Consider the following 11939-nt stretch of genomic DNA (forward strand, 5'->3'; position numbering starts at 1 on the left):
TGCGCTGAACGGCTGGCTAGCGGCCCTGCAGTCGCAGGTATCGCCAGAACGAGGCCGACAGCCACACCTTCAGCAGGCTGGTCACGTGCCAGTACAGGTATTTCCTGCTCCGATGGCTTTCGCGCTGCGCGTCGTGCCGGGCGAGCAGGTTCTCGCCCACCTGCAGCTTCCAGCCCGCGAGCCGGGTGCGGGCGCAGATGTCGAAGTCTTCGCCGTACATGAAGAACTTCTCGTCGAAGCCGCCGACCTGCCGGTAGGCCTCGCTGCGAAACAGCATGAACAGGCCCGGAATCCACGCCGGCACAGTCGGCCGCACGTAGCCGGGCTTCTTTCTTCCTACGATTTCCAGCGGCGTGAGCAGTGCCCGGTGCGGCTCCGGCTCGGTCTTGCCGGGCTCCAGGATGCGCGGCGTCAGCAGGCCGGCGTCTGCCTTGGCTTGTGCGAGTAGCGGCGACAGCACGTCGTTGTCGAAGCGGATGTCCGGGTTCAGCACCAAGAACCAGTCCGTGTCGCAGCGCTCGAAGGCCTGGTTGTGATTGGCGCCGAAGCCCTTGGGGCTTGCGTTCTCGATCCGCTCCACCTCGAAACCCCAGCCGCGGCCGGCAAGCACGTCGGCCTCGGGAATGTTCAATGTAAGCAAAACCTTGTCGATGACGGCGCGGCTGTGCCTGTCCAGCTGCTCGAGCAGCGGCAGCACCAGCGCGAGCTGGCCGTGGCTCACGATCGAAATGGTGACGGGGTGGCGGGAGGAGGGGGGCGTGGGCATGGTCTAATTTCGCCCGGGAATTCTAGGGTTCCCCAACCCCCACACATGATTGCTCTGATCGTCATCAGTTTCTTCGTCGCCGCCTTCTCGGTCCAGGTGTTCATGCGACGTGCGCGGCGGCATGCCCGCCTCTACGGCGCCGACATGCCCCAGCGCTTCCACAAGGGCCACGTGCCGCGCCTGGGCGGTGCGGGCATCCTGCTGGGCATGGGGGCGGCCTGGCTGGCCGCCGGCATCACCGGCACCGATCCGTTCAATGTCTCGTGGCCGGTCACGACCTCGATGCTCACGCTGGTGTGCATCCTGCCGGCGGTGCTGGGCGGCATCGTCGAAGACGTCACCCAGCGCGTGAAGGTGCGTTACCGGCTGGGCCTGACCATCGGTTCGGCGCTGCTGGTGTGCTGGCTGCTGGGTCTGGGCGTGGCGCGCACCGGCTTCGAGACGGTCGACGGCTGGCTGGCGATGGTGCCCTATGCCACCGTGCTGTTCGCGGCCCTGGCCATCGGCGGCCTGCCGCATGCCTTCAACATCATCGACGGCTACAACGGGCTCGCGGGCACCGTGGCCGTGCTGGTCTGCCTGGCGATCTCCCACGTGGCGCTGCAGGTCGGCGACCGGCAGCTCGCGGCCATGGTGATCTGCCTGGTCGGCGCCACCTTCGGCTTCCTGGTGTGGAACTACCCGCGCGGCAAGATCTTCGCCGGCGATGGCGGTGCCTACGTCTGGGGCATGGTGATCGCCGTGGCCTGCGTGACGCTGGTGCAACGCCACCGCGTGGTGTCGCCCTGGTTCCCGATGCTGCTGCTGATCTACCCGGTGTGGGAGACGCTGTTCTCCATCTACCGCAAGCTGGCGCGCGGCCAGTCGCCCGGCACCGCCGACGCGCTGCACTTCCACCAGCTGATCTTCCGCCGCATCGTGCGCGTGGCCTTCGCGGACGACGAGGCCCGGCAGCTGCTGGCGCGCAACAACCGTACCTCGCCGTATCTCTGGATGTTCGCGGCCCTGTCGGTGGTGCCGGCGGTGCTGTTCTGGAACAACACCATCGTGCTGATGTTCTTCTGCCTGCTGTTCGTCACCACCTACGTGGGCGCCTATCTGATGATCGTGCGCTTCAAGGTCCCACGTTGGCTGCGACCCTGACGACATCTTTCTTTGCGAGAATTTCTCCCGTCCTTCGCTTTGGAGCCTGACCGCCCATGACCGACCCCGTCCTCAACATTCCCCCGCGCGACAAGGCCGAGATCCTGGCCCAGGCGCTGCCGTACATCCGCAAGTTCCACGGCAAGACCATCGTCATCAAGTACGGCGGCAACGCCATGACCGACCCCGCGCTGCAGGCCGACTTCGCCGAAGACGTGGTGCTGCTCAAGCTGGTCGGCATGAATCCGGTGGTGGTGCACGGCGGTGGTCCGCAGATCGAGGCGGCACTCAACCGCCTGGGCAAGAAGGGCAGCTTCATCCAGGGCATGCGCGTGACCGACGCCGAGACCATGGAAGTCGTCGAATGGGTGCTGGCTGGCGAGGTGCAGCAGGACATCGTGGGCCTGATCAACCAGGCCGGCGGCAAGGCCGTGGGCCTGACCGGTCGCGACGGCGGCCTGATCCGCGCTCAGAAGCTCAAAATGGCCGACCGCAACGATCCCAACCTGCACCATGACGTGGGCCAGGTCGGCGACATCGTCTCCATCGACCCCAGCGTGGTCAAGGCGCTGCAGGACGACGCCTTCATCCCAGTGGTCAGCCCGATCGGCTTCGGCGAGGAGAACGAGAGCTACAACATCAACGCCGACGTCGTCGCCGGCAAGCTCGCCACCGTGCTCAAGGCCGAGAAGCTCATGCTCCTGACCAACACGCCCGGTGTGCTCGACAAGGACGGCAAGCTGCTCACCAACCTCAGCGCGCGCGAAATCGACGACCTGTTCGCCGACGGCACCATCTCCGGCGGCATGCTGCCGAAGATCGAAGGCGCGCTCGACGCGGCCAAGAGCGGCGTGAACGCGGTGCACATCATCGACGGACGGGTGCCGCACGCGATGCTGCTGGAAATCCTGACCGACCAGGCCTACGGGACGATGATCCGCGCCCGCTGACGGGCCGGGTGGGCGCGTGCTTACTGCGCTGTGCGAGAATCAATTGATTACATCTTTGCACGCGCTCCCATGCAGAACGAAGAGACGACAGGTGCTTCCGGCGTAGACACGCCGACGGAAACGTCCACCCCTCCGGTGCGCAAGCGCCCGAAGCCGGGAGAGCGGCGCGTGCAGATCCTGCAGGCGCTGGCCGCGATGCTCGAGCAGCCCGGCGCCGAGCGCGTGACCACTGCCGCGCTGGCGGCCCGGCTCGAGGTGAGCGAAGCCGCGCTGTATCGTCATTTCGCGAGCAAGGCCCAGATGTTCGAGGGGCTGATCGACTTCATCGAGCAGAGCGTCTTCACGCTGGTCAACCAGATCCTCGAGCGCGAGGGCGCCACAGGCGCCCAGCAGGCCGCCAAGATCCTCACGCTGCTCGTGCAGTTCGCCGAGCGCAATCCCGGCATGACGCGCGTCATGGTGGGCGATGCGCTGGTCTACGAGAACGAGCGCCTGCAGCAGCGCATGAACCAGTTCTTCGACAAGATCGAAGCCACACTGCGCCAGGTGCTGCGCGGCGCCGCCGCGGCCGACGGCTCGGCCACGCCCAGCGTCGACGCGCAGGTGCGCGCTGCGGCGCTCACGGCCTTCGTGGTGGGGCAGCTGCAGCGCTTCGCGCGCTCGGGCTTTCGCCGCGCGCCGTCCGAGCACCTCGAAGCGACGATCGCGCTGATCGTCTGAGGGTACCCAGCACGGGGGCCGACCGGCTCGCCTCGAGCCTTCCAGCGGCGTAGCATCATCCACAGCCCTTGCCGCCGGACTCCGGTGGCGAGCCTGTGTTTGCGCAGTTTCCTCCACGGAGGGCGCATGAGCCATGGCACGGTCGGTGATCTGGTGGAGCCCCGCTTGTCGCGGGTGTCCGGGTATGCCCGGTGACGATGCACGCGACAGCCTGCGGCCGACGCTGCAGACATTCCTCCTCACGGCGCTCGCGATGCTGGCCTTCGCCGCCAATTCGCTGTTGTGCAGGCTCGCCTTGCAGCACCGGGGCATCGACGCGGCGACCTTCGGCAGCGTCCGGCTCGTGGCGGGAGCGCTCGTGCTGGGGCTCATCGTGCGGTTCAGGACGCAGCCTCCGGTCTCGCCCGCCCGCGTCGACTGGCTGGCCGCCGTCATGCTGTTCGGCTACGTCGCGTTCTTCTCCTTTGCCTACCTCAGCCTGCCGGCGGGCACGGGCGCGCTGATCCTGTTCGGCGCGGTCCAGCTGACGATGTTCGGCGTAGGCCTGCGCTCCGGCGGCGAGCGCTTCGGGGCGCTCGCGTGGTTCGGCTTCGTGCTGGCGGCCGGCGGGCTGGTCTATCTCGTGTCCCCGGGCGTTGCCGCGCCGCCGCTGCTGGGGGCCGTGCTGATGGCCGTCGCGGGCGTTGCGTGGGGCGTGTATTCCCTGCGCGGCCGTGGCGTGGCCGATCCGCTGGCCGCCACGGCGCGCAACTTCACGCGGGCCGTGCCGCTCGCCCTTGCGCTCAGCCTGGTGTTCGCGGCCAGCGCCCGTGCGGATGGGGCCGGTATCTTGCTCGCGGTGATTTCCGGCGCGCTGACCTCGGGCCTCGGCTATGCCGTCTGGTATGCGGCGCTGAGCCGCCTGACCGCGATGCGCGCTGCCACCGTGCAGTTGTCGGTTCCTCTCCTGGCGGCGTTCGGTGGCGTGCTGTTCCTGTCGGAGGCGATCACGCCGCGACTGGCGGCGGCCTCCGTGGCGATCCTGGGAGGCATCGCGCTCGTGCTGAGCCAGAAGTCGCGAAGCGCCCGCCGTCCGTAGCCGGGGCCTTACGAAACCTGCACGCCCACCTTCGCTCCGGCCGCGACGATCTCGTTCCAGGTCGCATCGTCCACCCAGATCCCGTCCTTGCGCCGCGCCACGCGCGCCTTGCGCTCCGGCTCGCCCGCGATCTGCACTTCGTCGAAGCCCTGGCCGGGCGGGCTCTGCCGCAGCCAGCCGACGAATTCCCGCGCTTCCTCGTCGAAGGACTTCTGCGTGCCCAGCCGCGCCGGATCGATCAGCACCGTGAGCATGCCGTTGAGCACCGTGCGCGACGTATCCGCCGGCCGGTGCCAGGTGCCGCCGCCGGTGAGCGCGCCGCCGAGCAGCTCGCAGGCCACCGCCATGCCGTAGCCCTTGTGCTCGCCGAAGGTCATGAGCGCGCCGAAGAGGCCGTTGCCCTGAGGCACCACGACCACGCCCGGGTCGTTGGTCGGCGCGCCGTTCTCGTCGATCAGGTAGCCGTCGGGCACGCGTTCGCCCTTGTTGTGCGCCACGCGCATCTTTCCCTGCGCCACGCGGCTGGTCGCGTAGTCGAGCACGAAGGGCTCCGCGCCCGAAAGCGGAATGCCGATGCAGCACGGATTGGTGCCGAAGCGCCCGTCGCCGCCGCCCCAGGGCGCGACCACCGGGCGCGACAGCACGTTGACGAAGTGCATCGCCACCAGCCCCTGCGCCGTCGCCATTTCCGCGAAGTGCCCGATGCGCCCCAGGTGGTGGGCATGCGAGAGCGTGAAGATGCAGCTGCCGTGCTGCTTCGCCCGCGCGATGCCCAGCTCCATCGCCTGCACGCCGACGATCTGCCCGTATCCGTGCTGGCCATCGAGATTCATCAGCGTGCCGATGTCGAGGTTCACGCGCACTGCGGCGTTCGGCTTCAGCCCGCCCTCGGCCACCGCGTCGACGTAGCGCGGCAGCATGCCGACGCCGTGCGAGTCGTGACCGCTCAGGTTGGCCAGCACGAGGTTGGCCGCCACCTGCTGCGCCTCGGCGGGCGAGCTGCCCGCGGCTTCGAGGATGCGGGCGACTTTGGCCTGCAGGTCGTCTGCCTTCAGTGTTCTGGACATGGATCAGGCTCCTTTCGCGTTCAGCGTGATGGCGTAGAGCGACGTGGTCGCGCAGATGAAGAGGCGGTTGCGCTTGGGGCCGCCGAAGCAGACGTTGGCCACCCGCTCGGGCAGCAGGATCTTGCCCAGCAGCGTGCCGTCGGGATGGTAGGCGTGCACGCCGTCGAGCGCGCTGGTCCAGATGCGGTCTTCGGTGTCGAGGCGGAAGCCGTCGAACAGGCCGCTGGTGCATTCGGCAAACACCTCGCCGCCGCTCAGGCTGCGGCCGTCGGCACCCACCTTGAATCTGCGGATATGCCTCGGACCGTCTGGCGCATGGCTCGCGCCCGTGTCGGCGATGTAGAGCAGCGTTCCGTCGGGTGAGAACGCCAGCCCGTTGGGCTTCACGAAGTCGTCGGCCATGCGCTCGACTTCGCCGCTGGCCGGGTCGATGCGATAGACATGGCAGGCGCCGATCTCGCTGTCCGCCTTCAGGCCTTCGTAGTCGGAGAGGATGCCGTAGCTCGGGTCGGTGAACCACACGGCACCGTCCGAATGCACAACCACGTCGTTGGGCGAGTTGAGCCGCTTGCCCTTCCAGTGCGAGGCCAGCACGGTGATCGTGCCGTCGTGCTCGGTGCGCGTCACGCGCCGCGTGAGGTGCTCGCAGCTGACGAGCCGGCCTTCGCGGTCGACCGTGTTGCCGTTCGTGTTGTTCGACGGCTCGCGGAAGGTGCCCACCGTGCCGTTGACCTCGTCGAAGCGCAGCATGCGGTTGTTCGGAATGTCCGACCACACCAGCGTGCGGTGCGCCGCGAACCACGCGGGGCCCTCGCACCAGCGCGCGCCGGTCCACAGGCGCTGCACGCGCTCGGGGCCCGGAATGCAGCCCTTGAAACGCGGGTCCAGTTGCTCGAAGCCGGTGCCTTCCAGGAAGCCGAAGGGGAGAGTCGCCATGCCGTTCCTCGTCGTCGATGGGGTCGTTCAGGTCACATCACCGCGCCGACCTGCCACGGCACGAATTCGTTCTGGCCATAGCCATGCTGCTCGCTTTTCGAGTGCGCGCCCGAGGCGGTCGCGAGCACCAGCTCGAAGATGCGCTGGCCCATCTCCTGGATCGACGCCGTGCCGTCCACGATCTCGCCGCAGTTGATGTCCATGTCTTCTTCCTGCCGCTGCCACAGCGCCGAGTTGGTCGCGAGCTTGAGCGAGGGCGAGGGCGCGCAGCCATACGCCGAGCCGCGCCCGGTGGTGAAGCAGATCAGGTTGGCGCCGCCCGCCACCTGCCCGGTGGCGCTCACCGGGTCGTAGCCGGGCGTGTCCATGTAGACGAAGCCGTGCGCGGTGACGGGCTCCGCGTATTCGTACACCGCCTCGAGATTGCTGGTGCCGCCCTTGGCCACCGCGCCCAGCGACTTCTCGAGGATGGTGGTGAGCCCGCCCGCCTTGTTGCCCGGCGAGGGGTTGTTGTTCATCTCGCCCTCGTTGATGGCGGTGTAGTGCTCCCACCACTTGATGCGGTCCACCAGCTTCTGGCCGACTTCGCGCTTCACCGCGCGGCGCGTCAGCAGGTGCTCGGCACCGTACACCTCGGGCGTTTCGCTCAGGATGGCGGTGCCGCCGTGCGCCACCAGCAGGTCGACCGCCGCGCCCAGCGCCGGGTTGGCGCTGATGCCCGAGTAGCCGTCCGAGCCGCCGCACTGCAGCCCGATGGTGATGTGCGCCGCGCTGCAGGGCTCGCGCTTCACCGCGTTGGCGCGCGGAAGCATCTCGTTGATGAGCGCCACGCCCTTCTCGACCGTCTTGCGCGTGCCGCCGGTGTCCTGGATGTTGAAGGTGCGGAAGTTCTCGCCCTCGGCCAGGTGCCCGGTCGCGAGCCAGGCGTTGATCTGGTTGGCCTCGCAGCCGAGCCCGACCACCAGCACGCCCGCGAAGTTGGGGTGCGTGGCGTAGCCCGTGAGCGTGCGCTCCAGGATCTGCATGCCCATGCCCTGCGTGTCCATGCCGCAGCCGGTGCCGTGCGTGAGCGCCACAACGCCGTCCACGTTCGGGAAGGCCGCCAGCGCCTGCGGGTTGGTCTTGCGCGAGAAGTGGTCGGCAATGGCGCGCGCGGCCGTGGCCGAGCAGTTCACGCTGGTCAGCACGCCGATGTAGTTGCGCGTGGCCACGCGACCGTCGGCGCGCCTGATGCCCATGAAGGTGGCTTCGCGCTTCGCAGGCGCGGGCTTCACGTCGGCGCCGAAGGCGTAGTCGCGTTCGAAGTCGCCTTTGTCGGGGCCCATGTCGAGGTTCTGCGTGTGCACGTGCTCGCCGGCGGCGATGGGGCGGCTCGCGAAGCCGATGATCTGGTTGTAGCGGCGCACCGGCTCGCCCTGGGCGATGTCGCGCATCGCGATCTTGTGGCCCGGCGGGATCAGGCCGCGCACGGCCACGCCTTCGACGGCTGTGCCGCCGAGCAGTTGGGAGCGCGCGATGACGACGTCGTCGGCGGGGTGGAGTCGGATGTAGGGAGTCATCGTGGGTTTCTTCTCGTATTCAGGAGGCCGGATTCAGGAGGCCCGACTCAGGAAGCCTTTGTGCGGCGCCAGCTCGCGCTGAACCGCTGGTGGAACTTGTCCATGTGCTCGTGCATGGCGCTGCGCGCGGCGGCCGGGTCGCGCGCGGCGATGGCGTCGAGGATCAGCTCGTGCTCGCGGATGGCCGCCTGCCACGACTCCATGGTCTCGAAGTAATCGATCATCCGGGCGAAGATCGGCCCGTGCCGTGACTCCCAGAAGCCCTGCACCGTCTCGGTCAGCACCACGTTGTCGCAGGCGTTGACGATGGCCAGGTGGAAGGCCCGGTCGCCCTCGTGGGGCACTTCGTTGCGCGCGGCCATGTCGCGCATCATGCGGATGGCGCGGCGCATGGCGTCCACGTCCTTGCGCTTGCCGTGCTGGGCCGCGGTGGCGGCGGTCTCGCCTTCCACCAGGCGGCGTGCGCGGATGATCTCCAACGGCCCCCATTCGATGCCGGCCGCGCCGTTGGCGGGCGGGGGCGTGCGCTGCGAGCGGTCGAGCACGTACACGCCCGAGCCGGTGCGCACCTCGACCCAGCCTTCCACCTCCAGCGCGATCAGCGCCTCGCGCACCGAGGGCCGGCTCACGCCCAGCTGCCGGGCGAGGTCGCGCTCGGCGGGAATGCGCGCGCCCACCGCGAATTCGCCCTTGCCGATGAGCTCGCGCAACTGTTCGGCAATCTGGCGGTAGAGGCGCTGGGGTTCGAGGGTCTGGATCGGCACGGAGCGGAGGAAAGGGTGGGGAAAGAGAGACGAAAAAGGGGGTTAAGGGTTGTCCTGAATTGGCCAAGTGGTAAGGCCAATTCAGAATACGCCATATCGCCCGCACCATCATCGGGCCTAACCCGAGGACACGGCCCCAGGACATGGCCCGAGGAGACGCCCCATGAGATCGAACGGAAAGACCGCACGGGTCGCCGCTGCCGGGCAGGGCATCGCTGCATGAACCAGCTCGACTTCAACGGCCGCCACGCGGTCGTCACCGGTGGTGCCACGGGGCTGGGCTTCGGCATCGCGCAGCGGCTCATCGCCTCTGGCGGCAGCGTCACGCTGTGGGACCGCGACGAGGCCGCCGCCGCGAAGGCCGCCGAATCGCTGGGCCCCAGGGCCTTCGCGCTGAAGGTCGACGTGTCGCAGCAGCCTTCGGTCGCCGGGGCAGTGGCGGCCACGCTGGCGCACGCGCCGCGCATCGACGCGCTGGTCAACAGCGCCGGCATCACCGGCCCCAACACGAAGCTGTGGGACTACCCCGTGGACGCCTGGCGCCAGGTGATGGAGGTCAACATCAACGGCGTGTTCCTGTGCTGCCGCGAGGTGGTGGCGCAGATGCGCACGCAGGGCGACGGCGGCGGCTATGGCCGCATCGTCAACATCGCCTCGGTGGCCGGCAAGGACGGCAACCCCAACGCCAGCGCCTACAGTGCGAGCAAGGCGGCCGTCATCGGCCTGACCAAGTCGCTCGGCAAGGAGCTGGCCGATACCGGCATCCGCGTGAACTGCGTGACGCCTGCGGCGGTGAAGACGGCCATCTTCGACCAGATGACGCCCGAGCACATCGCCTTCATGCTCTCGAAGATTCCCATGGGCCGCTTCGGCACGGTGGAAGAGGTGGCCGCGATGGTCGGCTGGCTTTGCACCGAAGACTGTTCGTTCTCCACCGGCGCGGTCTTCGACCTCTCCGGCGGGCGCTCCACGTATTGATCAATTTCAATGCACTGAAAACTGAAAGGAAAGCATGAAACTCGTCCGCTACGGCAACCCCGGCAAGGAAAAACCCGGCCTCATCGACGACAACGGCCAGCTGCGTGACCTGAGCGCCGTCGTCAAGGACATCGGCCCCGAGCAGCTCGGCGATGCCGCCCTCGCCAAGCTGCGCAAGCAGAAGATCGACAAGCTGCCGCTGGTCAAGGGCAAGCCGCGCTTCGGCAGCCCGGTGGCGAACGTGGGCAAGTTCATCGCCATCGGCCTGAACTACGCGGATCACGCGGCCGAATCCGGCCTGCCGGTGCCCAAGGAACCCGTGGTGTTCACCAAGGCCAACAGCTGCATCCAGGGCCCGAACGACCCGGTGATGCTGCCCAAGGGCTCGGTCAAGACCGACTGGGAAGTCGAACTCGGCGTGGTCATCGGCACTCGCGCGCGCTACGTGCCGCAGAAGAGCGCGCTCGACTACGTGGCCGGCTACTGCACCATCAACGACATCAGCGAGCGCGAATACCAGATCGAGCGCGGCGGCACCTGGGACAAGGGCAAGGGCTGCGACACCTTCGGCCCCATCGGCCCCTGGCTGGTGACGCGCGACGAAGTGCCCAACCCGCAGAAGCTCGCGATGTGGCTCGACCTGAACGGCCAGCGCGTGCAGACCGGCAGCACCAAGACCATGATCTTCACCGTGGCCAAGATCGTCAGCTACGTGAGCCAGTTCATGACGCTGATGCCGGGCGACGTCATCACCACCGGCACGCCCCCGGGCGTGGGCATGGGCATGAAGCCGCCGCTCTTCCTGAAGAAGGGCGACGTGATGACGCTGGGCATCGAAGGCCTGGGCGACCAGCGCCAGGAAGTGATTCCCTTCAAGCTCTGAGCCCGGCCGGCTCATGGCCATGGCGCGGCGCACCCACGCGTGTGCGCCGCGTCCCTCCCGAAGAATTTCAAGAACAACGGTGGTGGAGACAGACGATGAGACGGTTGGTGATGAAGGCGCTCGTGCTGGGCGCAGGGTTGATCGCGGGCGCGGCGAGCATCCAGGCCGCGCCGGTCACGCTCAAGTGGGCGCATGGCTACGAGACCAGCGAGCCGTTCCACACGCAGGCCGAGGCCATGGCGCAGAAGATCAAGGCGGCCACCGCGGGGCGCGTCGAGATCCAGATCTTTCCGGCCAGCGCGCTGGGCGGTGAGGCCGACTACAGCAAGAAGCTCGCCTCCGGCGAGATCGACATGGCCTACATCGGCCTCAACGTGCTCTCGCGCGACTACGCGCCGTTGGGCGTGGTGGGCTTTCCCTTCCTGTTCACCGACCCCGACCACGTGCGCCGCTTTCTCGTGAGCCCGGTGTTCGACGAGCTGCGCAAGGGCTACGAGACGCAGAGCCGCAACCACCTGATGGCCGCCATCTACTACGGCGCGCGGCACGTCACCTCGAACAAGCCGGTCAACGCGCCGAAGGACATGCAGGGCCTGAAGCTGCGCGTGCCGGACGCACCCACCTACAAGCTCTTCGCGAAGAGCATGGGCGCCACCGCCACGCCGATGCCCTTCGCCAAGGTGTACGACGCGCTGAAGAGCGGCGAGATCGACGCGCAGGAGAACCCGCTGCCGACCATCCTTGCGAAGAAGTTCTACGAGGTGCAGAAGAGCGTCACGCTCACGGGCCACATGTACGACATGCTCGGCATCGTGATCTCGCCCGGCGCGATGCAGCGCATGAGCGAGAGCGATCGCACCATCGTGAATGACGTCATCCGCAAGGACGCCGTGTGGGCCAGCGTGCAGATCATCGCGCGCGAACTCGTGGCCGAAGGCAAGCTGGGCGAGACCGGCATCAAGGTGATCCGGCCCGACCGGTCGGGCTTCGTCGAGGCGGCGCTGAAGACCGTGTCGCCGGCGGAGCTGCAGGCGCGGCCGGGCGACTACGAGAAGATCCGCGACCTGGTGAAGCCCGGGACGCATTGAGGCTCTC

The 11939-nt window shown here is 68.0% G+C and carries 12 protein-coding genes; 7 read left to right on the forward strand and 5 right to left on the reverse strand.

Annotation, left to right across the window (positions count from 1 at the left end):
* Window positions 1-16: 16 nt before the first annotated feature.
* A complete protein-coding gene (locus tag ABL840_RS05740) occupies window positions 17-766 on the reverse strand; it encodes a glycosyltransferase (protein ID WP_093299464.1) in 750 nt (249 codons plus the stop codon).
* Window positions 767-811: 45 nt separating this feature from the next.
* Between ABL840_RS05740 and ABL840_RS05745 the strand changes: the two genes are divergently transcribed.
* The 4 genes from ABL840_RS05745 to ABL840_RS05760 all read left to right on the forward strand — a co-directional run bounded on the left by ABL840_RS05745 (window position 812) and on the right by ABL840_RS05760 (window position 4657).
* Window positions 812-1909, forward strand: a complete 1098-nt coding sequence (locus tag ABL840_RS05745; protein WP_093207307.1) for an MraY family glycosyltransferase — start codon at window positions 812-814, stop codon at window positions 1907-1909.
* Between the two features lie 56 nt (window positions 1910-1965).
* Complete coding sequence (gene argB / locus ABL840_RS05750) at window positions 1966-2859, forward strand: acetylglutamate kinase (RefSeq protein WP_093207312.1); 894 nt, start codon at window positions 1966-1968, stop codon at window positions 2857-2859.
* 69 nt (window positions 2860-2928) lie between these two features.
* The gene (slmA, locus tag ABL840_RS05755) at window positions 2929-3579 is read left to right on the forward strand and encodes a nucleoid occlusion factor SlmA (protein WP_093207315.1); all 651 of its coding nucleotides are present in this window, start codon (window positions 2929-2931) and stop codon (window positions 3577-3579) included.
* Window positions 3580-3763: 184 nt separating this feature from the next.
* A complete protein-coding gene (locus ABL840_RS05760) occupies window positions 3764-4657 on the forward strand; it encodes a DMT family transporter (RefSeq protein ID WP_093299466.1) in 894 nt (297 codons plus the stop codon).
* A gap of 8 nt (window positions 4658-4665) precedes the next feature.
* Here ABL840_RS05760 and ABL840_RS05765 read toward each other — a convergent pair whose 3' ends face one another.
* The 4 genes from ABL840_RS05765 to ABL840_RS05780 are packed head-to-tail and all read right to left on the reverse strand — an operon-like array spanning window position 4666 to window position 8983.
* Window positions 4666-5724 carry a malate/lactate/ureidoglycolate dehydrogenase gene (locus ABL840_RS05765; RefSeq protein WP_093299469.1) on the reverse strand — a complete coding sequence of 353 codons (1059 nt, stop codon included), beginning with the start codon at window positions 5722-5724 and terminating at the stop codon, window positions 4666-4668.
* A gap of 3 nt (window positions 5725-5727) precedes the next feature.
* Window positions 5728-6660 carry an SMP-30/gluconolactonase/LRE family protein gene (locus ABL840_RS05770; RefSeq protein WP_093299471.1) on the reverse strand — a complete coding sequence of 311 codons (933 nt, stop codon included), beginning with the start codon at window positions 6658-6660 and terminating at the stop codon, window positions 5728-5730.
* 32 nt (window positions 6661-6692) lie between these two features.
* Entirely contained in the window at window positions 6693-8219 is a 1527-nt protein-coding gene (locus ABL840_RS05775) for a UxaA family hydrolase (protein ID WP_093299472.1), read from the reverse strand.
* A 47-nt stretch (window positions 8220-8266) separates the two neighbouring features.
* Window positions 8267-8983 carry a FadR/GntR family transcriptional regulator gene (locus ABL840_RS05780; protein WP_093299474.1) on the reverse strand — a complete coding sequence of 239 codons (717 nt, stop codon included), beginning with the start codon at window positions 8981-8983 and terminating at the stop codon, window positions 8267-8269.
* Between the two features lie 219 nt (window positions 8984-9202).
* Here ABL840_RS05780 and ABL840_RS05785 point away from each other — a divergent pair, with 219 nt between their 5' ends.
* The 3 genes from ABL840_RS05785 to ABL840_RS05795 all read left to right on the forward strand — a co-directional run bounded on the left by ABL840_RS05785 (window position 9203) and on the right by ABL840_RS05795 (window position 11932).
* Window positions 9203-9961: an SDR family NAD(P)-dependent oxidoreductase gene (locus ABL840_RS05785; RefSeq protein ID WP_093299478.1), complete on the forward strand. Its 759-nt coding sequence runs from the start codon at window positions 9203-9205 to the stop codon at window positions 9959-9961.
* 34 nt (window positions 9962-9995) lie between these two features.
* Window positions 9996-10844, forward strand: a complete 849-nt coding sequence (locus ABL840_RS05790; RefSeq protein WP_093207332.1) for a fumarylacetoacetate hydrolase family protein — start codon at window positions 9996-9998, stop codon at window positions 10842-10844.
* 95 nt (window positions 10845-10939) lie between these two features.
* Complete coding sequence (locus ABL840_RS05795) at window positions 10940-11932, forward strand: sialic acid TRAP transporter substrate-binding protein SiaP (protein WP_093299481.1); 993 nt, start codon at window positions 10940-10942, stop codon at window positions 11930-11932.
* Window positions 11933-11939 lie beyond the last annotated feature (7 nt).

It is taken from the genome of Variovorax sp. NFACC27, from assembly GCF_048301545.1.
Taxonomy (GTDB): domain Bacteria; phylum Pseudomonadota; class Gammaproteobacteria; order Burkholderiales; family Burkholderiaceae_C; genus Variovorax; species Variovorax gossypii.

Bases quoted from the DNA above. Each gene is read 5' to 3' on its own strand.
- ABL840_RS05745 (WP_093207307.1), top strand. From the start codon at position 812: ATGATTGCTCTGATCGTCATCAGTTTCTTCGTCGCCGCCTTCTCGGTC.
- ABL840_RS05760 (WP_093299466.1), top strand. From the start codon at position 3,764: ATGCCCGGTGACGATGCACGCGACAGCCTGCGGCCGACGCTGCAGACA.
- ABL840_RS05790 (WP_093207332.1), top strand. From the start codon at position 9,996: ATGAAACTCGTCCGCTACGGCAACCCCGGCAAGGAAAAACCCGGCCTC.
- ABL840_RS05770 (WP_093299471.1), bottom strand. From the start codon at position 6,660: ATGGCGACTCTCCCCTTCGGCTTCCTGGAAGGCACCGGCTTCGAGCAA.
- ABL840_RS05775 (WP_093299472.1), bottom strand. From the start codon at position 8,219: ATGACTCCCTACATCCGACTCCACCCCGCCGACGACGTCGTCATCGCG.
- ABL840_RS05795 (WP_093299481.1), top strand. From the start codon at position 10,940: ATGAGACGGTTGGTGATGAAGGCGCTCGTGCTGGGCGCAGGGTTGATC.
- slmA (WP_093207315.1), top strand. From the start codon at position 2,929: ATGCAGAACGAAGAGACGACAGGTGCTTCCGGCGTAGACACGCCGACG.
- argB (WP_093207312.1), top strand. From the start codon at position 1,966: ATGACCGACCCCGTCCTCAACATTCCCCCGCGCGACAAGGCCGAGATC.
- ABL840_RS05740 (WP_093299464.1), bottom strand. From the start codon at position 766: ATGCCCACGCCCCCCTCCTCCCGCCACCCCGTCACCATTTCGATCGTG.
- ABL840_RS05765 (WP_093299469.1), bottom strand. From the start codon at position 5,724: ATGTCCAGAACACTGAAGGCAGACGACCTGCAGGCCAAAGTCGCCCGC.
- ABL840_RS05785 (WP_093299478.1), top strand. From the start codon at position 9,203: ATGAACCAGCTCGACTTCAACGGCCGCCACGCGGTCGTCACCGGTGGT.